The sequence below is a fragment of the Roseomonas sp. KE0001 genome (genome assembly GCF_016107285.1).
GTDB lineage: Bacteria > Pseudomonadota > Alphaproteobacteria > Acetobacterales > Acetobacteraceae > Pseudoroseomonas.
Map to the genome: position 1 here is coordinate 24659 of NZ_RCVQ01000010.1, position 19935 is coordinate 44593.

General features: G+C 73.8%; 21 protein-coding genes. 11 read left to right on the forward strand and 10 right to left on the reverse strand.

Annotation, left to right across the window (positions count from 1 at the left end):
- Window positions 1–11: 11 nt before the first annotated feature.
- From D9598_RS17570 to D9598_RS17590, 5 genes are read right to left on the reverse strand one after another with little or no spacing between them, the layout of a single operon-like run.
- Window positions 12–857, reverse strand: coding sequence for an NAD(P)H-binding protein (locus tag D9598_RS17570; RefSeq protein WP_198367857.1), 846 nt, complete (start codon window positions 855–857; stop codon window positions 12–14).
- The gene (gene gltX, locus D9598_RS17575) at window positions 854–2194 is read right to left on the reverse strand and encodes a glutamate--tRNA ligase (protein ID WP_198367858.1); all 1341 of its coding nucleotides are present in this window, start codon (window positions 2192–2194) and stop codon (window positions 854–856) included. Before gltX ends, D9598_RS17570 begins: the two co-directional genes overlap by 4 nt.
- The gene (locus D9598_RS17580) at window positions 2191–2616 is read right to left on the reverse strand and encodes a hypothetical protein (protein ID WP_232477402.1); all 426 of its coding nucleotides are present in this window, start codon (window positions 2614–2616) and stop codon (window positions 2191–2193) included. Before D9598_RS17580 ends, gltX begins: the two co-directional genes overlap by 4 nt.
- On the reverse strand, window positions 2594–3994 hold the full coding sequence (locus D9598_RS17585; RefSeq protein ID WP_198367859.1) for a hypothetical protein: 1401 nt from the start codon (window positions 3992–3994) through the stop codon (window positions 2594–2596). The genes D9598_RS17580 and D9598_RS17585 overlap by 23 nt, the downstream gene beginning before the upstream one ends.
- 3 nt (window positions 3995–3997) lie before the next feature.
- Entirely contained in the window at window positions 3998–4909 is a 912-nt protein-coding gene (locus D9598_RS17590) for an EamA family transporter (RefSeq protein WP_198367860.1), read from the reverse strand.
- Between the two features lie 241 nt (window positions 4910–5150).
- Here D9598_RS17590 and D9598_RS17595 point away from each other — a divergent pair, with 241 nt between their 5' ends.
- The 4 genes from D9598_RS17595 (at window position 5151) to D9598_RS17610 (ending at window position 7682) form a co-directional block, all read left to right on the forward strand.
- The gene (locus D9598_RS17595; RefSeq protein ID WP_198367861.1) at window positions 5151–5654 is read left to right on the forward strand and encodes a YbjN domain-containing protein; all 504 of its coding nucleotides are present in this window, start codon (window positions 5151–5153) and stop codon (window positions 5652–5654) included.
- The gene (proC, locus tag D9598_RS17600) at window positions 5651–6484 is read left to right on the forward strand and encodes a pyrroline-5-carboxylate reductase (RefSeq protein WP_198367862.1); all 834 of its coding nucleotides are present in this window, start codon (window positions 5651–5653) and stop codon (window positions 6482–6484) included. Before D9598_RS17595 ends, proC begins: the two co-directional genes overlap by 4 nt.
- A gap of 74 nt (window positions 6485–6558) precedes the next feature.
- Entirely contained in the window at window positions 6559–7182 is a 624-nt protein-coding gene (locus D9598_RS17605; protein ID WP_198367863.1) for a TetR family transcriptional regulator, read from the forward strand.
- Window positions 7183–7250: 68 nt separating this feature from the next.
- Window positions 7251–7682 (forward strand): phasin family protein, encoded by a 432-nt coding sequence (locus tag D9598_RS17610; protein ID WP_232477403.1) that lies wholly within the window; start codon window positions 7251–7253, stop codon window positions 7680–7682.
- A gap of 44 nt (window positions 7683–7726) precedes the next feature.
- Here the strand turns inward: D9598_RS17610 and D9598_RS17615 are convergent, their stop codons facing one another.
- From D9598_RS17615 to D9598_RS17625, 3 genes are read right to left on the reverse strand one after another with little or no spacing between them, the layout of a single operon-like run.
- A complete protein-coding gene (locus tag D9598_RS17615; protein ID WP_370592077.1) occupies window positions 7727–9112 on the reverse strand; it encodes an ATP-binding protein in 1386 nt (461 codons plus the stop codon).
- A gap of 11 nt (window positions 9113–9123) precedes the next feature.
- Window positions 9124–9861, reverse strand: coding sequence for a response regulator (locus D9598_RS17620; RefSeq protein WP_198367865.1), 738 nt, complete (start codon window positions 9859–9861; stop codon window positions 9124–9126).
- On the reverse strand, window positions 9858–10412 hold the full coding sequence (locus D9598_RS17625; protein WP_198367866.1) for a MarR family winged helix-turn-helix transcriptional regulator: 555 nt from the start codon (window positions 10410–10412) through the stop codon (window positions 9858–9860). The genes D9598_RS17620 and D9598_RS17625 overlap by 4 nt, the downstream gene beginning before the upstream one ends.
- A 115-nt stretch (window positions 10413–10527) precedes the next feature.
- On the opposite strand from D9598_RS17625, the gene D9598_RS17630 reads away from it, so the two are divergent.
- The 3 genes from D9598_RS17630 to pyk all read left to right on the forward strand — a co-directional run bounded on the left by D9598_RS17630 (window position 10528) and on the right by pyk (window position 14266).
- A complete protein-coding gene (locus tag D9598_RS17630; RefSeq protein ID WP_198367867.1) occupies window positions 10528–11436 on the forward strand; it encodes a branched-chain amino acid aminotransferase in 909 nt (302 codons plus the stop codon).
- A 67-nt stretch (window positions 11437–11503) separates the two neighbouring features.
- On the forward strand, window positions 11504–12787 hold the full coding sequence (locus D9598_RS17635) for a glycerate kinase (protein WP_198367868.1): 1284 nt from the start codon (window positions 11504–11506) through the stop codon (window positions 12785–12787).
- Window positions 12788–12832: 45 nt separating this feature from the next.
- The gene (pyk, locus tag D9598_RS17640) at window positions 12833–14266 is read left to right on the forward strand and encodes a pyruvate kinase (RefSeq protein WP_198367869.1); all 1434 of its coding nucleotides are present in this window, start codon (window positions 12833–12835) and stop codon (window positions 14264–14266) included.
- 12 nt (window positions 14267–14278) lie between these two features.
- Here the strand turns inward: pyk and D9598_RS17645 are convergent, their stop codons facing one another.
- Complete coding sequence (locus D9598_RS17645) at window positions 14279–14860, reverse strand: tetratricopeptide repeat protein (protein WP_198367870.1); 582 nt, start codon at window positions 14858–14860, stop codon at window positions 14279–14281.
- Between the two features lie 342 nt (window positions 14861–15202).
- Between D9598_RS17645 and D9598_RS17650 the strand changes: the two genes are divergently transcribed.
- The 4 genes from D9598_RS17650 to D9598_RS17665 are packed head-to-tail and all read left to right on the forward strand — an operon-like array spanning window position 15203 to window position 18930.
- Window positions 15203–16078: an ABC transporter substrate-binding protein gene (locus tag D9598_RS17650; RefSeq protein WP_198367938.1), complete on the forward strand. Its 876-nt coding sequence runs from the start codon at window positions 15203–15205 to the stop codon at window positions 16076–16078.
- A 1-nt stretch (window position 16079) separates the two neighbouring features.
- Complete coding sequence (locus D9598_RS17655; protein WP_198367871.1) at window positions 16080–17282, forward strand: ABC transporter permease subunit; 1203 nt, start codon at window positions 16080–16082, stop codon at window positions 17280–17282.
- On the forward strand, window positions 17279–18211 hold the full coding sequence (locus tag D9598_RS17660) for an ABC transporter ATP-binding protein (RefSeq protein WP_198367872.1): 933 nt from the start codon (window positions 17279–17281) through the stop codon (window positions 18209–18211). The genes D9598_RS17655 and D9598_RS17660 overlap by 4 nt, the downstream gene beginning before the upstream one ends.
- Window positions 18208–18930 carry an ABC transporter permease gene (locus tag D9598_RS17665; RefSeq protein WP_198367873.1) on the forward strand — a complete coding sequence of 241 codons (723 nt, stop codon included), beginning with the start codon at window positions 18208–18210 and terminating at the stop codon, window positions 18928–18930. The genes D9598_RS17660 and D9598_RS17665 overlap by 4 nt, the downstream gene beginning before the upstream one ends.
- 3 nt (window positions 18931–18933) lie before the next feature.
- On the opposite strand, the gene D9598_RS17670 is transcribed toward D9598_RS17665, so the two are convergent.
- Window positions 18934–19935, reverse strand: a complete 1002-nt coding sequence (locus D9598_RS17670; protein WP_198367874.1) for a branched-chain amino acid ABC transporter permease — start codon at window positions 19933–19935, stop codon at window positions 18934–18936.

Sequence of the window (19935 nt, forward strand, 5' to 3'; positions counted from 1 at the left end):
AAGCAGTCCGGTCAGGCCGCCCCGAAGGTCTCGGACAGGCCGGCCGTCAGGGACCGCGGCGAGACACCAAGCTCCCGCCGCATCGGGCCGATGTCGAAGGCCTTGTCCTCGGTCAGCCGGCGGATCTCGTCGGGGCCTATCTCCGGCAGGCCGGGCAGCCGCGCGCTCAGGCGCGCCAGGAGGCGCAGCGGCGCCGCAGGCACCGGCAGGACCGGCCGCATGCGCAGCCCGGCCGCCGCCGCCACCGCGGCCAGGAAGTCGCGATAGGCCAGCGGCTCCGGCCCGGCCACGACCAGGGCCTGCCGCCCCTGCCAGTCGCGCAGCAGGGCGGCAAGCAGGCTGGCGGTGACATCGCCCTGATGGATCGGCTGCACCAGGGCGCGGCCACCCCCCGGCAGGGGCGCCACCGGCAGGCGGCGCAGCAGCGCGGCCAGCCGCTGCACGTTGTTCTCGCCCTGGGCGCCGTAGATCATCGTCGGGTGCAGCATCACGCCGCGATGCGCCCCGGCCAGGAAGGCGGCCTCGCCGGCCCGCACGCCGTCCCCATGTGCGTCCGGCCAGCGCGAGAAGCGGCGGGTGGAGCCCATCAGCACGAGCTGCGCCGCGGGCGGCGCCGCCGCCAGGATGGCCGGGGTCCAGCGCGCATGCGCGCAGCTCGCCACCCGCCCGACACCAGCCAGCGCGGCGCGCAGCGCGCCGGCATCCTCCAGCCGGGCGACGCGCGGCGTCCCGCCCAGGCCCAGCGCCGCCCAGCGCGCCGGATCGCGCACCACTGGAACATACTCCAGCCCGCGCGCCGCCAGCGCCTTGCAGAGCGCGGCCCCCGAGCGGCCGGAGGCGCCGATGACGGCGATCACGCGGCCGCCCGGAGCCGCTCGGCCGCGCGCTCCGGCCCGATCACCGGCAGGAAGAGCCGCAGCTCCGGCCCGTGCTCCTCGCCGGTCAGGGCCCGGCGCAGCGGCAGGAACAGTGCCTTGCCCTTGCGGCCCGTCGCGGCGCCCAGGGCACGGGTCCAGTGGCCCCAGCTCGTCTCGTCCCAGGGACCGGGGGGCATGCAGGCCAGGGCGGCGCGCAGGAACTCCGCCTCCTCCGGCTGCGCCGGCACCTCGATCGGCTCGCGCGCCACGGCCCACCAGTCGCGCGCCTCGGCCAGCAGGTCGAGATTGCCGCGCACCGCCAGCCAGAAGGCCTCGTCGGCGCCCTCGGGCAGGCGGTCGCGCACCGCGGCGAAGTCCAGCCCGTGCAGGTGGCGGCGGTTCAGCGCCAGGAGCTGGGCGGGATCGAAGCGGGCGGCGCTGCGCGAGAAGCGGCTCAGATCGAAGTCGCCCGCCAGTTCCGCCGGCGCGGCGGCGACCGGATCGCGTGAGGAGCCGAGGCTTGCCAGATAGCCCACCAGCGCGGCGGGCTCGATGCCGTCCCGCCGCAACTGGCGCAGGCCCATGGAGCCGAGCCGCTTCGAGAGCTGGCCGCCCTCGGCATCGGTCAGCAGCGGCAGATGGGCGAAGCGGAGGGCGCCCGGCCTGCCCTGCGCCCGGCCACCCAGCGCCTCCAGGATATCGATCTGCACGCCGGTGTTGGTGACATGGTCCTCGCCGCGCAGGATATCTGTGATGCCGGTCTCCAGATCGTCGACTACCGAGGTGAAGGTGTAGAGGAAGGAGCCGTCGGCGCGGATCAGCACCGGGTCGGAGATGGCGGGCAGCTTGACCTGCCGCCGGCCCAGCACCCCGTCCTGCCATTCCACCGTGCGGAGCGACAGCCGGAAGCGCCAGTAGGGCTGCTTGCCGTTGTCGAGGGCGCGCTGCAGCTGCTCCGGCGTCATCTTCAGGGCGGCGCGGTCGTAGACCGGGGGCCGGCCCTGGCGCTGGCGCTGCTCACGCTTGAAGCGCAGCTCCTCCTCGCTCTCGAGGCAGGGGTAGAGGTGGCCGCTCGCCTTCAGCCGCTCGGCCGCCGCCGCGTACCGCTCCAGCCGGTCGGTCTGGCGGAAGCTCTCGTCCCAGTCGAGGCCGAGCCAGCGCAGGTCCTCCTCGATGGCCGTGGCGTATTCCGGCTTGCTGCGCCCGATGTCGGTGTCATCAAGGCGCAGGATGAAGCGGCCGCCATGCCGCCGCGCCAGCAGCCAGTTGGCCACCGCGACGCGGGCATTGCCGACGTGGAGATAGCCCGTGGGGCTCGGAGCGAATCGGAGCCTCACGCCTCCTCTCCCGCCTCGCCGTCCTCATCCTCCTGGCGGCGGGGGTCGAGCACGCGCCAGTTGCGCTCCTCCGCGTCGCGGCAGGGCTCGGCGGCGAAGCCGCGGATCTCGCCGCCGCTCTGCCAGCCCTGGCTGTCCCCGGCCCCGACCACCTCGGCATCCTCGCCGAAGGCGAACCACGCGGCCAGCACCTCCTCCGGCGTCAGGTCAGGGGCGCGGCAGCGCTCGATGCTGTCGCGCACATAGCGCCGGGCGAAGGCATTGGCCTGGGCCAGGCTCGGGAAGCCGCGCACCGTCTCCAGCGGCTCGGCGCCATTGGCCCCGGAGAGGTCGCGGATATGCACGCTGAACCCGCCCTGCGGCGCGAAGAGTGTGGTGTCGAAATCGCCGCTCATGCCGTCACGCCCATTCATCTGGTTCATCGGGGCCGGGCAGCGCCGGCGGATACCGCCGGTCATGGCCGAAGGCCCGCCCGCTCAGCCGCAGCCCCGGCGGCGCCCGGCGCCGCGCGGCCTCGGCCGCCAGCATCCGCCGCCACAGCGACCGCACCCCGGCGGGGTCGTATCCCCCGGCGGCGATGGCGTCCACACCCTTCTCGCCCCGCAGCAGGGCCTCGAGGACCGCCTCCAGGGCCGCATCGGCGGGCGGTGCCGGCAGGCCGCGCGCCCGGGCCAGCGCCGCCCATTCGCCGCGCCACAGATCCCGCAGGGGCGCGAAGCCCTCCCCCGCCCCCGCCCCTGATCCGCCCACAGCCCGGAGCTCCAGGGCCATGGCGGTCTTGTCGAGGCCGTGGAGCCGCAGCGGCCAGCGCGGCCCAGGGTGGCGCGGCCCAGGTTGGCGCGGCTCCGGCTGGCGCAGCCCTGGCCGGTCCGGAGCGCAGGCCGCCGCCAGGGCGGCCAGCAGCGGGGCGGCCTCGCCCTCCGTCGCCACGGTGATGCCGTCATGGCCGCCCGCCCGGATCTCCGCCCGCAGGCCGCAGCACAGCGCCCGCCAGAGCCGGTCCATCGCCGTCTCCTCCGGCGGCAGCGGCGCCATCCCGGCCCGCCAGCCGCCGGCTTCCGCCTCCAGCGTGACCGGCAGGGCCTCCGGCGTGAAGTCCGGCAGGCGCGCCGCCAGACGCCGATCGGCGTTCAGCGCGAAGGCGCCGCCGGGAAAGATCAGCCCCTCGGCCGAGCCCAGCAGGCCGAGCGCCAGCCAGGGCAGGCCAGTCTCCACCACCCGCGCCACGGCACGATCGATGGCGCCGTCCGGTGGCGCGCCGTCGAAGGGCCGCGCCCGCAGGTGGAGCAGGAGTTCGGCGCCGGTCTCCGCCAAGGTCTCGGCCACGGCAGGGTCCTCGGCATCGGCGCCGGTCAGGACGCCGAGGCGAAGGCCGCGAAAGGCCATCGGCCCCGGCGCCGGACCGGGTGCCAGCCCTGGCGCCGGCACGGGCGGATCCGGCGTTGCGCCGGGCGGCGCGTGGGTGGCGCGCCGGGCCAGGATGCGGCCGCCATCGATCAGCACCGCGCCCTCCCGCGCCGCCTCGCCGTCCGGCCCCCTCTCTGGCCAGAGCGCGCCCAGCAGCAGGCCCGGCCCGCCGCCGGCGGTGAGCGCTGCGAGGCGCCGCAGGCAGGCCTCGCAGCCGGCCAGGAAATCCGGCTGCCGGCCGAGGTCGCCGAGCGGCGCGCCGGTCAGCGCCGCGCGCGGCAGGACCAGCAGATCGGCCCCCGCGGCCTGCCGCAGGGCGGCGGCGATCCGCGCGGCATTGCCGTCCGGGTCTCCCGGGCGCGGCGCGAAGGGCCGCAGCAGGAGGCGCTGCACGGCTCAGCGCCCGCCGCCGAGGACGCCCAGCATCATGCCCGCCGAGACCAGCACGACGCCGAGCAGCCCGGCCGCGCCCAGGGGCTCGCCCAGCAGCGGCCAGGCCAGCAGCGCCGCCAGCGCGGGCACCAGGGCGGTGATGGTCGTTGTCGTGGCGCCCCCCAGCGCGGTCACGGCCCGGGTGAAGAGGAAGCCCGCCACCGCCACGGCCAGGACACCCTGGTAGACCAGGTGATAGGCCAGGGTGAGCCCTCCTACGCCCTCGAACGGCAGGCCGCGCAGCAGGAGCCAGGGGGGCAGGTAGAGCAGCGGCGGGTAGAGGGCGAGGATCGTGGCCGCGGCGGTGGCCGGCACGCGCCACAGCCGGAGCATGACGGTGAAGGCCGCCCAGGACAGGCAGCCCAGCAGGAAGATCAGATCCCCCCGCCAGGCGCCGGGGTGCAGGCCAAGGCTGCCCAGGGCCAGCAGGCCGATGCCCAGCCCGACCACGCCGAGCGACAGCAGGCGCCGCCGGCTCCAGCCCTCGCCCAGCACCAGGGCCGCCAGCAGCGCCGTGGCGAAGGGCAGCAGGCCCGTCATCAGCACGCCGCCATGCGCGGCGGGGGCGTAGCGGGTTCCGACATAGGCGGCGAAGGGGAAGCCGAAGGCGGCGGTCGCCATCAGCGCCAGGGTGCGGCGCCAGGGAAGGCGTGGCAAGCCGAAGGCCGCGGCCATGGCCAGCCCGACCGGCAGCGAACCCAGATAGCGCAGCGCCGCCAGGTCCCAGGGCAGCAGGCTCTGCTGGGTGGCGAGGCGGGCGGAGAGGATGAAGCCGGTCCAGATCGCCAGCACGCCCAGGGCGCAGGCGAGGCCGATGCCCCGTTCACGGCGGGCGGCGAGCGCGGGGGCGGCCAGGCTGGCGGAGTCGGCGGACATGCCGGCCAGCTTAGGGCTTCCCGACCCCGTATCCAGGCCCCCCGCCGCGGCGGGATGGCCGGCCTGTGTCACCGGCATGCTGCAGCGCCAAAAAAACCTTGCGCCGCAGCAGGAGACTCGTCTCTTCGCTCTTGCGGCGGGAATTGCCGGCGCGATAAGCAATCCATTGTGGTGCGGGCATTTGGCTTCACCCAAGATCTGGGTGGCCCTGTCCCCCTCGACCCGGGAAGGAGGTGCCGCGATGTCCGGCCTGCAAACCGTCGACCGCGAGCGTGCAATCAACCCGCTCGACGTCCTGGAGCAGATCGTGGCCGCCAATGAGTGGGTGTTCGAACGCCGCTCCGATGGCGAGATGGCCGTGGAGGTTCCCGGCAAGTGGTGCGACTACGGCCTGTTCTTCTCCTGGTCGCAGGAGATCAGCGCCATGCATTTCACCTGCGCCTTCGACCTGAAGGTGCCGGCCAACCGCCGCGGCCCGCTCTACGAACTGCTGGCGCTCGCCAACGAGAAGCTCTGGATCGGCCATTTCGGCATCGACAGCGATGACGGAACCCCCGTCTACCGCCATGCCGTGCTGCTGCGCGGCGCCTCCGGCGCCAGCGCGGAAAGCCTGGAGGACATGGTGGACATCGCCATCACCGAATGCGAGCGGTTCTTCCCCGCCTTCCAGTTCGTGCTCTGGGGTGGCAAGCCGCCGGCCGAGGCGCTGTCCGCCGCCATGCTCGACTGCGTCGGCGAGGCATGAACGAGGAGGCCGCCGCCCCTCCGGCCCCGCTGCCGCCGATCCTGCTGATCGGCTGCGGCAAGATGGGCGGCGCCATGCTGCAGGGCTGGCTGGAGCGCGGCGTGGAGCGGGTGGTGGTGATCGAGCCGCATGGCGAGGCAACCGCCGCCTTCGCCGGCCGCGTCACCCGCCTGGCCGAGGCCGCGGCGCTGCCGGCGGAGTTCCGCCCGGCCGCCGTGGTGCTGGCCACCAAGCCGCAGCAGGCGGAGGCGGCGCTGCCCGCCCTCGCCCGCCTCGCCGGGCCGGAAACCCTGTTCCTCTCCATCATGGCCGGCAAGACCGTGGCGGGGCTGGCCGGCCTGCTCGGAGGTGACGCCCGGCTGGTCAGGGCCATGCCCAACACGCCGGCGGCGGTGCGGCAGGGTTTCACCTGCGCCTGCGCCGGACCGGGCGTGACCGAACCCCAGCGCCAGCTCGCCGATGCGCTGCTGGCGGCGGTGGGCGAGGTCGCCTGGGTGGAGCGGGAAGGCCTGCTCGATGCCGTCACCGCCGTCTCGGGCGGCGGACCCGCCTATGTCTTCCTGCTCGCCGAAGTGATGGAGCAGGCTGCCGTCGCCCAGGGGCTGCCGCCGGATCTGGCGCGCCGCATGGCCCGCCGCACCGTCGCCGGCTCCGGCGCGCTGCTGGCCGCCAGCCCGTTGGATGCCGCCGAGCTTCGCCGCAACGTCACCAGCCCCAAGGGCACCACCGAACGGGCGCTCGCCGTGCTGATGGCACCCGAGGCCTGGCCCCGCCTGATGTCGGAGGCCATCGCCGCCGCCACCGAGCGTTCGCGCGAACTGGCCGGATAGGCCGGGCGATTTTCCCGGGCATTCCGGCCGGACGCCCCATTGGCGAAACCGGCCGGCGGGCCCACACTCCCTGCATGAACGACACGCAATCCCCGATCCGCGACGAGGCGCTGATCGATGCCCTCTGGCCGCTGGTGGCCGAGCGCGGCTGGAACGGCTTCGGCCTGCAGGACCTGGCCGGGCGCGCGGGCATCACGCTGGAAGCGCTGCGCGGACGGGTGCCCGGCAAGTTCGCCCTGCTCTGCCTGCATGCGCGGCTCGTCGATCAGGCCGTTCTGCGCGATGCCGGCCTCAATCCCAACGGGACCCCGCGCGACCTCCTCTTCGATGCCCTCATGCGACGCATCGACCTGCTGCAGCCGCACCGCGCCGGCATTCTCCGCCTGGGGCGAGAGATGCGGAGCAACCCGGCCCTGGCCCTCGCCCTGGCCCCGGTCCTGGCCGGCTCGATGGCCTGGATGCTGGAGGCGGCGCGGCTCGGCGCCTGCGGCCCCGCCGGGCTGCTGCGGACCAAGGGGCTGGTGACCGTCTGGCTCGCCACCCTGCACGCCTGGGAGCGCGACGACAGCATGGATCTCGGCCCGACCATGGCGGCGCTCGACCGCGCCCTGGACAAAGCCGACCGCGCCGCCCGCCTGCTGCGCCTGGGCGGCGCCCAGCCGGAGGAGGCCGCCGCCGCGGGAGGCGCCGCCGCCTGAGGGCATCCCGCCTCCTGGCGGAGATGGCCGGCACACAAGACCCGCAGGAACAGAGAAGGGACGCGACCATGTCTGACGCCAAGAATTCGGGCCCGGAGACGGACATCATGCGAATGCTCTCGGAGTTCAGGCTCCCCGCCATGCCCGATGCCGAGGCCCTGGCGGCGGCGCAGCGTCGGAACTTCGAGGCCCTCTCGGCGGCCAACCGGATCGCGATCGAGGGCGCCCAGGCCGTCGCCCGCCGGCATATGGAGATCCTGCAGCAATCCATGCAGGAGATGACCCAGGCGATGCAGAGCGTCACCGCCGAGGGCGACCCGCAGGACAAGGCGGCGCGCCAGGCCGAGTTGCTGAAGTCCACATACGGCAAGGCGGTGTCGAACATCCAGGAGATCGCCGAGCTGATCCAGAAGTCGAACGCGGAGGCGCTCGGCCTGCTGAACAGGCGCTTCGCCGAGGCGATGGACGAGGTGAAGGGCATCATGTCCAAGCCGGGCTGAATCGCCCGGGCCCCGGGCCGCCAGGCCCGGGGCCGCCCCTCACCTCATGCCGGCAGACGCACCCGCGCCCGCAGCCCGCCGAGCGGACTGGCCTCAAGGGAGATATCGCCGCCATGGGCGCGCGCGATGTCGCGCGCGATGGCCAGCCCCAGCCCGGTGCCGCCGCTCGAGAAGCTGGTGAAGGGCTTGAACGCCTCCTCGCGCGACACCTCGGGAATGCCGGGCCCGTCATCATCGACGGTGATCTGCACCCAGCGCCCCGGTGCCCGTCCGCCTTCCTGGCGCATGGTCTCGTCGATCGCCACGGCGATGCGCCGGGCATGGCGGCGGGCATTGTCCAGCAGGTTGCCGAGGCAGCGCCGCAGCGCGTCGATCCGCACCGGCAGGACCAGCGCCTCCGGCGTGTCCACGGACACCGCCGCGCCGTCCTTGCGGGCCCGTTCGGCAAGGTCGCGCACCATCTCCGCCAGATCGGCGGGCTGCGACTGCTCCAGCCCCTCGCCGCGCGCGAAGGTGAGGTAGGTCGCGATCATCCGGTCCATCTCCGCCACATCCTCGGTCATGGCGGCCGCGTCCTCCTCGGCGCCGGGCGGCAACATGGCGAGGCCGAGCCGCAGCCGCGTCAGCGGCGTGCGCAGATCGTGGCTGATGCCGGCCAGCATCTCGGTCCGCTGGCTGATGAAGCGGCGGATGCGGCTCTGCATCTGGTTGAAGGCGGCCGCCGCCTGACGCACCTCGCGGGCGCCCTCCGGCTTGATGGGCCCCACCTCCCGCCCGACGCCGAAGGCCTCCGCCGCGCTGGCCAGCCGGCGGATGGCGCGCACCTGGTTCTTCATGAACAGCGCGGCGACGATGAAGAGCAGCAGCGAGGTGCCCACCAGCCAAATGACGAAAAGGTAGAGCGTGCCGAAGAAGAGGCGCTTGCGAGGCGCCTCGACATGCAGCAGCCCGTCCGGCATCTGCACGCGAATGATCACGCTGCGCGGGTCGCTCTGCCAGTCGGTGTCGAAGGGAAGCCCGACGCGCTCCTGCAGCGCCTGGTTCAGGTCCCCCTCCAGCGGCAGGATCGGCAGCCAGCTCTGGCGCGCGGCGCCGGGCGCGATCACCGCCCCCGGCTCGAAGGCCAGCGACAGGTCGAGCCGCCAGGCGGCCTCGCGGAAGATCCAGCCCCGCTCGCTCTCCAGCGGATGCCGCGACAGCAGCTCGACCACCATGCCGACATCGCCGGCGACGCCGCCGGCGAGGCGCCGCGAGATGACGTCGAGATGCCCGCCATAGAAGAGCTGCAGCGCCACGCCCTGAAGGATCAGCAGCGGCAGCAGGATGATGAGCAGGGCGCGCCCGAGCAGGCCGCGCGGCAGGATCAGCCGCAGCGGCGCGCCCAGGGCCCGCAGCGGCGCCCGCAGCAGGCGGCGCAACGGCGGCATCATGCGCATCGCGCTCAGGTTCCGGGCCTCAGCACATAGCCCCGGTGCCGGACGGTCTGCAGGAAGCGCGGCTCGCGCGGATCGGGCTCGATCTTGCGCCGCAGGCGGGTGACCTGCACGTCGATGGCGCGCTCGCCGGCCTCCGGCGTGCCCAGGGCGGCGGCGATCTCCTCGCGTGTCAGCACCTCGCCGGCGCGTCGGGCCAGGGCGCAGAGCAGCGCCGCCTCGCCGCCCGTCAGGCGCTGCGTGCCGTCCTGGCCGCGCAGCTCTCCCCGCTCCGGGTCGAACCAGTGCGCGCCGAGTTGCACCGGGGCCAGCGGCAGGTTGGCCGGCAGCGCCGGCGCGGCGCGCTTGAGGATGGTGCGGATGCGCAGCGCCAGCTCGCGCGGCTCGAAGGGCTTGGCCAGATAGTCGTCCGCGCCGTGCTCGAAGCCGGCGATGCGGTCGTCCGGCGCGCCGGCGGCGGTCAACATCAGGATCGGCACCTCATGCCCCTCGCGCCGCAGGCGTTCGGTCAGCTCCAGGCCGGATTCCCCCGGCATCATCACGTCGAGCACCAGCAGGTCGAAGGCCATGGACTGCAGGGCCTGCCGGGCCACGGCGGCGTCCGCCGCGGCGGTGACGCGGAAGCCCTGCTCGGCCAGGAAGCGTTGCAGCAGGTTGCGCAGCCGGGCATCGTCATCGACGACCAGCAGATGCGGTTCGGCGCCCGCGGCCGGCAGGGCGGCCGGCGCGCTGCCAGGCTGGCTCATGCGACCTTCCTCGATCCCGCGCCTCCAGGCGGCACCGGCCGGGTCTCGGGCAGGGCGCGGTCGAGCTGCGTCCGCGCATCCTCACCCATCAGGCCGCGCATCACCCGGCGGAAGCCCTCCACCGACACCGGCCCGGCCTCGCGATAGGCCCGCATCACCCACTCCTTCTGCCGCTCGAACAGCCGGCGTTCCAGCGCCTGCCCCGCCTCGGTCAGGGAGAGGAGGCGCTGGCGCCGGTCGTTCCGGCCCGGCGTCTGGACAACGTAGCCCTCCTCGACCAGCGGCGTCAGCACCCGGCCCAGCGACTGCTTGGTGATGCCGAGAATAGCCAGCAGGTCACCCACGGTGATGCCGGGACGGCGGCCGACGAAATGCAGCACACGATGATGTGCGCGGCCCATTCCGAGTTCGGCCAGCAGCGCGTCCGGCCCCGCCGTGAAGTCGCGATAGCCGAAGAAAAGTAGATCCTGTGCCAGCCGCAACTCCTCCTCGCGCAGGAAAAGGAGCTGGCGGCCGGCGCCCACGGGCTTGGCGTCCGGTGTCTCGGGCATTCCTGGCATGCGTCCCCGTTTGGTCAGATTTGTTGACATATTATTGCCGATAGTTTTACTCCTTTAGCTGATAAGGAAATAAAATTTCTTACTCAATGGTTCAAGGAGCATGAACATGAGTCTGGTCCCCTTCGACGATCGTGACGGCTGGATCTGGTTCGATGGCAGGATGGTGCCCTGGCGGGAGGCCGGCCTGCACGTTCTGTCGCACGGGCTGCATTATGCCAGCGCGGTCTTCGAGGGCGAACGGGCCTATGGCGGAAATATCTTCCGTCTGCGCGCGCACACCGAGCGGCTGCTGGCTTCCGGCCGCCTGCTGGGCTTCGAGATTCCCTGGTCCGCCGAGGCCATCGACGCCGCCTGCCGGGAGGTGCTGTCCCGCAACGGCCTGAGCGATGGCTATCTCCGCCCCGTCGCCTGGCGCGGCTCGGAGCGGCTCGCCATCGCGGCGCGCGACACGCGCATCCATCTCGCCATCGCCGCCTGGGCCTGGCCCAACCTCTTCGGCGAGGACCGCCTGCGCGGTATCCGCCTCGGCATGGCGCGCTGGCGGCGGCCGGCGCCGGACACCGCGCCCACGGCCAGCAAGGCCTCGGGCCTCTACATGATCGGCACGCTCGCCAAGCACGCGGCGGAGGAGGAAGGCTTCGACGACGCGCTGATGCTCGACTTCAAGGGCGATGTGGCCGAGGCGACCGGCGCCAACATCTTCTTCGTCATGGACGGCGCGCTGCACACGCCGGAGCCGTCCTGCTTCCTCGACGGCATCACGCGGCGGAGCGTCATGGCGCTGGCGCGGCGCCGACAGATCGACGTGGTCGAGCGCCGCATCGCTCCGGAGGAGATCGCACGCGCCAGCGAGGCCTTCCTGGCCGGCACGGCGGCCGAAGTGACGCCGGTGCGCGCCATCGGTGACAGGACCTTCACCACCTCCGCCATGACCAAGGCCCTGCTCGGCGACTATGAGACGCTGGTTCGGCTGCCGCCCGCCGAGGTCGCCGCCCGCCTCGGCACAGCGGCCTGAGCCCCCCGCCTTCCGCGCGGCGGGGCTTCGGGCCAGTATGGCGGCGAGGATTCCCGGGGGATGCCGCATGAGCTGGACCGACGACACCGCCCGCGACGCGTTGCGCCGCCTGTTCGACGCGGCCGTCCGCGCCGCCGATCCGCGCGCCATCCTGGCCGGCCACCTTCCGGCTCCCCCGGCGGGGCGGGTGGTGGTGGTGGGCGCCGGCAAGTCGGCGGCGGTGATGGCGGCGGCCGTGGAGGCGGCCTGGCCGGAGGTGGCGCTGTCGGGGCTGGTGATCACCCGCTACGGCCATGCCGTGCCGACGCGCCGCATCGCGGTGGTGGAGGCGAGCCACCCGGTGCCGGACGCGGCGGGCGAGGCGGCGGCGGCGAGGGTGCTGGCCGCGGTCCAGGGCCTCGGCCCCGAGGATCTGGTGCTGGCGCTGATCTCGGGCGGCGGCTCGGCACTGATGGCGCTGCCCGCGGCCGGCCTGACGCTCGCGGACAAGCAGGCGGTGAACCGCGCCCTGCTTGCATCCGGCGCCACCATCCAGGAGATGAACTGCGTCCGCCGGCATCTCTCCGCCATCAAGGGCGGACGGCTGGCGGCCGCGGCGGCGCCGGCCCGGCTGCTGACGCTCGCCATCTCCGACGTGCCGGGCGACGACCCGGCGGTGATCGCCTCCGGCCCCACCGTGCCCGATCCCTCGACCTTCGCCGAGGCGCGCGCCATCGTGGCGCATTACGGCATCGACCTCCCGCCCGCCGTGGCCGCGCATCTGGAGGCCGCCGCCGGGGAGACGCCGAAGCCCGGCGACGCCTGCTTCGACCGCGCTACCTTCCGTCTGATCGCGGCGCCGCAGAGGGCGCTGGAGGCCGCCGCCGCCGAGGCCCGCGCGCTCGGCCTGACGCCGCTGCTGCTCGGCGACGCGCTGGAGGGGGAGGCCAGCGTGCTCGGCACCGTGCTGGCCGGCATCGCCCGCAGCGTCCGCACCCATGGCCACCCCCTGCCCGCCCCCGCCGTGCTGCTCTCGGGCGGCGAGACCACCGTCACTCTCCGCCCCGGCCAGAGGAGCGGCCGGGGCGGGCGCAACCTGGAGGCGCTGCTGGGCTTTACCCTGGCCGCCGCCGGCGCGCCGGAGCTCTGGGCGCTGATGGGGGACACCGACGGGATCGACGGTTCGGAGGACAATGCCGGCGCCATCGCCACGCCCGACACGCTGGCGCGGGCGGCCGCCGCCGGGCTGGATGCGCGGGCGCTGCTTGCGTCACATGACAGTCACGGGTTGTTCAGCCCGCTGGGCGATACCATCGTGACGGGCCCGACCCTGACCAACGTCAATGATTTCCGCGCCATCCTGATCGCCTGAGGTCCCGATCCGCCTCCGGCCCGACTTCCAGAAGGATTTCCGCCTTTGCCGCCGCGCATTCCGCTTCGCCGCCGCCGCCGCACCAAGATCGTCGCCACGCTCGGCCCCGCCAGCTCCACGCCGGAGGTCATCGAGCGTCTCTATCGTGGCGGCGCAGACGTCTTCCGGCTCAACTTCAGCCATGGCAGCCATGAGGACCACGCCCAGCGGATCCAGATGATCCGCGCGCTGGAGAAGAAGGTCGGGCGCCCGATCGGCATCCTGGCCGACGTCCAGGGGCCGAAGCTCCGCGTCGGGCGCTTCCAGGGCGGGCGCGTGCAGCTGCAATCGGGCCAGCACTTCCGCCTCGACCTGAGCGCCACGCCGGGCGACGTACGCCGCGTGCAGCTGCCGCATCCGGAGATCATCGATGCCGCCCGCATCGGCACCACCCTGCTGCTGGATGACGGCAAGCTCCGGCTGCGCGTCCTGCACAAGCGGGACGACCATCTGGAGACCGAGATCCTGGTCGGCGGCCCGCTCTCCGACCGCAAGGGGGTCAATGTGCCGGACGTGGCGCTGCCGATCCCGGCGCTGACCGAGAAGGACCGCGCCGACCTCGACTTCGTGCTGCCGCTCGGCATCGAGTATATCGGCCTCTCCTTCGTGCAGCGCCCGGAGGATGTCGCCGAGGCGAAGCGCATCGCCGATGGCCGTGCCTGGGTCATGGTGAAGATGGAGAAGCCGCAGGCGGTCGAGAACCTGGAGGGCATCCTCGGCGAGACCGACTGCGTGATGGTGGCGCGCGGCGATCTCGGTGTCGAATGCCCGCCCGAGGAGGTGCCGCTGATCCAGAAGCGCATCGTGCGCGAGGCGCGGGCGCGCGGCCTGCCCGTCGTCGTCGCGACGCAGATGCTGGAGAGCATGATCACCGCGCCGGCGCCCACCCGCGCCGAGGCCTCGGACGTCGCCACGGCCGTGTTCGACGGCGCCGATGCGGTGATGCTCTCGGCCGAGAGCGCCGCCGGGCAGTACCCCTACGAGGCCGTCAACATGATGGACCGCATCCTCTCCCGCGTGGAGCAGGACGGCGGCTGGCGGCAGATCACCGATGCCGCCCGGCCGGCGCCGGAGAAGAATTCCGCCGGCGCCATCGCCGCGGCGGCACGGCAGGTCGCGGAGACGATCGGCGCCGAGGCCATCGCCACCTTCACCGCCACCGGGTCCACGACGCTGCGCGTCGGGCGCGAGCGCCCCGCCTGTCCCATCCTGGGCCTGACCTCGAGCGAGGCCACGGCGCGGCGGATGGCGGTGATCTGGGGCGTGCATCCGCTGCTCTCGCACGAGCCGCACAGCATGACCGACATGGTGCAGAAGGCGGTGCGCGCGGCGCAGACCGAGGGCTTCGCGCAGAGCGGTCAGGAGATCGTCGTCACCGCCGGGGTGCCCTTCGGCACGCCCGGCACCACCAATGCGTTGCGGGTCGCGACGGTGAAGTAGGGGGCAGGCGGCTCAGGCGTCCTCGCCCAGCGCCCGCCGGCGCAGGGCGCGCAGCCGCTCGGCCCCGCCGCTGATCCAGGGATGCAGGGAGACGGCCTCCTGCATGGCCCGCAGCGCCCCCTCCCGATCGCCGGCCTGCTCCCGGACCATCGAGAGCAGGGTCAGGGCGCCGAAGTGGCGCGGCTGCAGGACCAGGGCCTGGCGCAGGTCCTGTGTCGCCGCCGCGAGGTCGCCCAGGACCAGCAGCGCCTGCGCCCGCATCAGCCAGGCCTCGGCATAGGTCGGTTGCAGCACCAGGGCGGCATCGAAATCCTCCACGGCGTCGCCGGCGGCCTCGGTCTCCAGGTTGCGCTGGCCACGCCGCATCAGCAGCGCGACCGTCGGCGAGGCCTGCTGGGCCCAGAGCCCTCGGATGCGGGCCTCCAGCGCCCGGCCCGCCGTCTCGTCGGGCGCCGCCGGCAGGGCGTCCAGCAGCCGCTCCACCTCGCCCCGTCGCGCCTCCGGCGCGGGTGTCTGGACGAGCGTCTGAGCCGGCGCCAGTACCGGGCAAAGGGCGGACAGCAGCAGGGAGCACAGAAGCGGACCGGCGCGCATACCGCCAGTTTGAGGCCGCAGGCGCCGGAAAGCGCAAGGGAAAACCCCGCCTCTCACGGTGCCCATCGGTGCCGGAAACGTGTGCCGCGCCCCGGAGGGCGCACCGCCGCGCGGGCTTGGCAGCGGCCGCGTCCAGCCGGCAGCATGACGGGCCGCCACCATCGGGCGGCTCAGGCGTTGCCGCTGTCATGATGCCCATCGGCCTCCCAAGAGGGCCCCCCAAGGAGGCCGACCGGTGGGCCAACGATCGGAGAGCACCCGGTGAACCCTTCCCGCCCCGCCCGCCGCACCCTCCTGACCGCCGCGCTGGCCGCCGGGTTACCATTGGGGCTGCTCACCCCGATGTCCCGCTCCGCCCGGGGCCAGACCGGGCAGCCGGTCACCGTCGCCTCCAAGCTGGACACGGAAAGCGCCCTCCTCGGTGAGATGATCGCGCAGGTTCTGGAGGCGAAGGGGGTCGCCGTGCGGCGGCGCCTTCAGCTCGGCCCGACGCGCATCCTGCGCGAGGCGATCCTGGCCGGCGAGGTCGACATCTATCCGGAATACACCGGCAACGGCGCGTTCTTCTTCCAGATGGAAACCGATCCGGCCTGGCACGACGCCGAGCAGGGCGCGGCCAAGGTCCGGGCCCTGGATGCCGAGCGCAACAACCTCGTCTGGCTGCGCCCGGCCGCGGCCAACAACACCTGGGCCATCGCCGTGCGGCGTGACCTGGCGCGGCAGGCGAAGCTGGCCGGCATGGCGGATCTGGCACGGCATCTCGCCGCCGGCGGGGCCTTCAAGCTGGCCGCCTCGGCCGAGTTCGTCGAGAGCCCGGCCGCTCTTCCCGCCTTCCAGAAGGCCTATGGCTTCACCCTGCCGCCGGAGCGGCTGCTGGTTCTCTCCGGCGGCGACACCGCCGTCACCATGCGCGCCGCCGCGGAGGGGCTGAACGGCGTCAACGCCGCCATGGTGTACGGCACGGACGGCGCCATCCAGGCGCTCGACCTCGTGGTGCTGGACGATCCGAAGGGGGCGCAGGTGGTCTACCGGCCGGCGCCGGTGGTGCGCCGCCCGGTGGCCGAGCGCCTGCCGGAGCTGGCCGCCTGGCTCGATCCGGTCTTCGCCTCGCTCGGCTTGGAGACCCTGCAGACGCTGAATGCCCGCATCGTGGTTGAGGGCCAGCCGGCGCAGGAGGTGGCGCGCGCCCATCTCGGCGGCCTCGGCCCGGCCCGCTGAGATGCCGCGTCCCCTGGCGCTGGCGGTGCCGGAAGGCCGCGCCCGGCCCGCGCCGCCGCGCGAGGCCCTGGCGGTGGCCATCCTGGCCGCGCTCGCCGCCCTCTGCCCTTTCCTGCTGGGCTGGATCTCCCTCGCGCCCAACCGCCTGTTGAGCCCCCGGCCCGTGGCCTTACCGATGCAGGCGGGCACCGGCATCGCGGTGGCCTGCTTCCTCACAGGCTGCCTCGGCATGGTGCTGCTCTCGCGGCGCGGGCGCGGCCTGCCCTGGGCCGAGCTTTCCGCCGCCCTGGCCTTCGCCGGGCTGCTCGGCGCGATCGGCCTGGGCGCCGGCGCGGTGCTCGGGGAGGCGCCCCGCATGGCCCGCGCCATGCCGGCGGCGGGCTTCTGGCTGGCCGTTCTGCTGCTGGCCCTCGGTGCCGGAAGCTGCGCCGCCGGGCGGGGCGCGACTCCGTCCCGCTTCCTGGCCCTGGCGGTGGTCGGCGGCGGCCTCTTGCTGGCGCTCGGCCTGCTCGACGGCCTGTCGGTGGTGCGCGAGGGTCAGGCGCGGGGCGAGGAGCTGCGCACGGCGCTGGTCGGCCATCTGGCGCTGGCCGGGGGTGCGCTGGGGCTGGCGCTGCTGGTGGCGCTGCCGCTCGGGCTCCTGGCCCTGCGGCAACCGCGGCTCGAGATGGCGCTCATGACCCTGGCCAACGGCTTCCAGGTGGTGCCGTCCATCGCCCTCTTCGGCCTGCTGATGGCGCCCCTGGCCAGCCTCGCCACCACCTGGCCGGCGCTGCGGAGCTGGGGCATCGGCGGCATCGGCGCCGCCCCCGCGACGCTCGGAATCGCCGCCTATCTCCTGCTGCCGCTCGCCAGCGGTCTGCTGGCGGGGCTGCGGGTCGCGCCCCCCGCGCTGGTCGACGCCGCCCGGGGCCAGGGCATGACGCCGTGGCAGATCCTGCTGCGCCTGCGCCTGCCGCTCGGCCTCGGCGTCATCCTCGGCGGACTGCGCCTGGCGGCGGTGCAGGCTGTGGGCCTCGCCACGCTGGCGGCGCTGATCGGCGGCGGCGGACTGGGACGGCTGGTCTTCCAGGGCATCGGCCAGCTCGCCGCGGATCTGATCCTGCTCGGCGTGATGCCGGTCGTGGCCCTGTCCCTGCTGGTGGATGCGGGGCTGGCGGCGCTGCAGGCCCGCCTCGGCGCGGCGGGGAGTCCGGGCCGGTGATCCGCTTCGAGGGGGTGACCCGGCGCTATGGCGAACGGGCGGCGGTGGACCATGTCACGCTGGAGGTGGCCAAGGGCAGGCTCTGCGTGCTGCTGGGCGAATCCGGCTCGGGCAAGTCCACGCTCCTGCGGATGGTGAACCGGCTGGCCGAGCCCTCGGCCGGCCGCGTGCTGCTGCGCGGACGCGACGTGGCGGGGATCGAGCCGGAAACGCTCCGCCGGGGGATCGGCTATGTCATCCAGTCGGTCGGGCTGTTCCCGCACTGGCAGGTGGCGGAGAACATCGCCACCGTGCCGCGCCTGCTGGGCTGGGAGACGGGGCGCATCGCCACGCGGGTGGATGCGCTGCTGGCGCTGGTCGGGCTCGACCCGGCCCGCTTCCGCGACCGCTACCCGCACGAGCTGTCCGGTGGCCAGGCGCAACGCGTGGGGCTGGCCCGGGCGCTCGCCGCCGACCCACCGGTGCTGCTGATGGACGAGCCCTTCTCCGCGCTCGATCCCGGCACCCGGCGCGACCTCCAGCGGGAGCTGCGCCGCATCCATGGGGAGACCGGCAAGACCATCCTCTTCGTCACCCATGACGTCGAGGAGGCGCTGGCGCTGGCCGACCTCCTGGCCGTGCTGGAGGATGGCCGGCTGATCGCGCAGGGCCGGCCCGCCCAGGTGATGGAGCAGGACGGCGAGCGCAGCGTGCGCCGCCTCTTCGGCGAGGAGAGCATGGCCTTCCACCGCCTCGCCACCCTCCCGGCCCAGGCCCTGGCACAGCCGGAGGACGCGGAGGACGACCTGCCCGTGCTGCCGGCCGGGGCCAGCCTGAAGCAGGCGCTGCTGCTGATGCTGGAGCTGGGCGCCGACCGGGTGGCGGTCCTCCCCGACGGCCCGCATGGCGGCGGCACCCTGTACTGGGCCGATCTGGTGCGGGCGGCATGAGGCGGCCGGGGCTGGCGGGGCTGGGCGTGAACCTGGCGGGCTTTCTTCTCGCCCTCTGGGCGGCGCCGCGCCTGCCGGGCCTGTGGCGCGCCCTGTTCCCGGAGATCGCCCGGCCCGTCTGGGAGAGCCAGGGCTGGTTCGCGCTGCTTTTCGAACATCTGCTGCTGGCGCTCGGCGCCGCTGCCCTGGCCACGCTGATCGGGCTCGGCGCCGGCATCGCCTGCACCCGCGGCGCGGGGCGCCGGCTGCGCCCGGTCTTCGACGCCGCCTTCGCGCTGGCCCAGGCCATCCCGCCCGTGGCGGTCATCGCGCTTGCCCTGCCCCTGCTCGGCTTCGGCGCGGCGCCGACGCTGCTGGCCCTGGTGCTCTACTCCGCCCTGCCGGTGATGCGGAGCACGGTGACCGGGCTGGATGCCGTGCCGGCCACCGTGCTGGACGCCGCGCGCGGCCTCGGCATGGGGTCGGGGCGCATCCTGGCGCGGGTGGAGCTGCCGCTCGCCCTGCCGGTCATCCAGGCCGGGCTGCGCGTCGCGGTCGTGCTCGCCATCGCCACCACGGCGGTGGGCGCGGTGGCCGGGGCGCAATGCCTCGGCACGCCGATCGTCACCGGCCTCGCCAACGGCAACACCGCCTGGGTGCTGCAGGGCGCGGTCTTCACCGCCTGGCTGGCGCTGATCGCCGACCAGGCGCTGCGGCTCGGTCTCGCCCCTCCGCGCTAAGTGTTAGAGCCGGACTTTGAGCAACCGCGCCAGCTCACCCACGATCCCGGCGCGGAAGGCCAGCACGCAGGCGACGAAGATGCCGCCCTGGATCACCGTCACCCAGGCGCCGAACTCGGCCAGGTAGTTCTGCATGGTCACGATGACGGCGGCACCGACCACCGGGCCGAAGACCGTGCCAAGGCCGCCCAGCAGCGTCATCAGCACCACCTCGCCCGACATGGCCCAGTAGACATCGGTCAGCGTGGCGATCCCGAAGACGAGCGCCTTGGTGCCACCGGCGATGCCGGCCAGCGTCGCCGAGAGGGTGAAAGCCATCAGCTTGTAGTCGTCCGCCCGGTAGCCGAGGGAGATGGCACGCGGCTCGTTCTCGCGGATCGCGGTCAGCACCTGGCCGAAGGGCGAATGGACCACGCGGTTGATGAAGAGGAAGCCGGCCAGGAAGACGGCGGCGACGACCCAGTAGAGGCTCATGTCCCGGCCGAGATCGATGACGCCGAGAAGCGCCCCGCGCGGCACCCGCTGAATGCCGTCCTCCCCGCCGGTGAAGGGCGCCTGCAGGCAGAAGAAGTAGACCATCTGCGCCAGCGCCAGGGTGATCATGGCGAAGTAGATGCCCTGCCGCCGGATGGCGATCCAGCCGGCGACCACGCCGAGCCCGGCCCCCACCGCGCCGCCGGTCAGGATGGCCAGCTCCGGCGTGAAGCCCCAGACCTTGGCCGCATGCGCCGCGAGATAGCCGCCCATGCCGAAGAACATGGCATGGCCGAAGGAGAGCAGCCCGACATAGCCGATCAGCAGGTTGAAGGCGCAGGCGAAGAGGGCGAAGCAGAGCAGCTTCATCAGGAAGACGGGGTAGAGGAAGAACGGCCCGGCGATCAGCAGGGCGAGCAGGATCAGGAAGGCGATGCTCTGCGCCCGGTTGAAGCCGAGCGCGGAGAGGCCCGGCAGGCCCGGCGCGTCCTGCGCCACCGGCGCGGCGATGGTGCTGGCATGGCTGGCCAT

Bases quoted from the DNA above. Each gene is read 5' to 3' on its own strand.
- D9598_RS17580 (WP_232477402.1), bottom strand. From the start codon at position 2,616: ATGAACCAGATGAATGGGCGTGACGGCATGAGCGGCGATTTCGACACC.
- D9598_RS17605 (WP_198367863.1), top strand. From the start codon at position 6,559: ATGAACGACACGCAATCCCCGATCCGCGACGAGGCGCTGATCGATGCC.
- D9598_RS17635 (WP_198367868.1), top strand. From the start codon at position 11,504: ATGAGCTGGACCGACGACACCGCCCGCGACGCGTTGCGCCGCCTGTTC.
- D9598_RS17610 (WP_232477403.1), top strand. From the start codon at position 7,251: ATGTCTGACGCCAAGAATTCGGGCCCGGAGACGGACATCATGCGAATG.
- D9598_RS17655 (WP_198367871.1), top strand. From the start codon at position 16,080: ATGCCGCGTCCCCTGGCGCTGGCGGTGCCGGAAGGCCGCGCCCGGCCC.
- D9598_RS17670 (WP_198367874.1), bottom strand. From the start codon at position 19,935: ATGGCCAGCCATGCCAGCACCATCGCCGCGCCGGTGGCGCAGGACGCG.
- D9598_RS17665 (WP_198367873.1), top strand. From the start codon at position 18,208: ATGAGGCGGCCGGGGCTGGCGGGGCTGGGCGTGAACCTGGCGGGCTTT.
- proC (WP_198367862.1), top strand. From the start codon at position 5,651: ATGAACGAGGAGGCCGCCGCCCCTCCGGCCCCGCTGCCGCCGATCCTG.
- D9598_RS17645 (WP_198367870.1), bottom strand. From the start codon at position 14,860: ATGCGCGCCGGTCCGCTTCTGTGCTCCCTGCTGCTGTCCGCCCTTTGC.
- D9598_RS17650 (WP_198367938.1), top strand. From the start codon at position 15,203: ATGTCCCGCTCCGCCCGGGGCCAGACCGGGCAGCCGGTCACCGTCGCC.
- D9598_RS17590 (WP_198367860.1), bottom strand. From the start codon at position 4,909: ATGTCCGCCGACTCCGCCAGCCTGGCCGCCCCCGCGCTCGCCGCCCGC.
- D9598_RS17595 (WP_198367861.1), top strand. From the start codon at position 5,151: ATGTCCGGCCTGCAAACCGTCGACCGCGAGCGTGCAATCAACCCGCTC.
- D9598_RS17630 (WP_198367867.1), top strand. From the start codon at position 10,528: ATGAGTCTGGTCCCCTTCGACGATCGTGACGGCTGGATCTGGTTCGAT.
- D9598_RS17625 (WP_198367866.1), bottom strand. From the start codon at position 10,412: ATGCCCGAGACACCGGACGCCAAGCCCGTGGGCGCCGGCCGCCAGCTC.
- D9598_RS17615 (WP_370592077.1), bottom strand. From the start codon at position 9,112: ATGATGCCGCCGTTGCGCCGCCTGCTGCGGGCGCCGCTGCGGGCCCTG.
- D9598_RS17620 (WP_198367865.1), bottom strand. From the start codon at position 9,861: ATGAGCCAGCCTGGCAGCGCGCCGGCCGCCCTGCCGGCCGCGGGCGCC.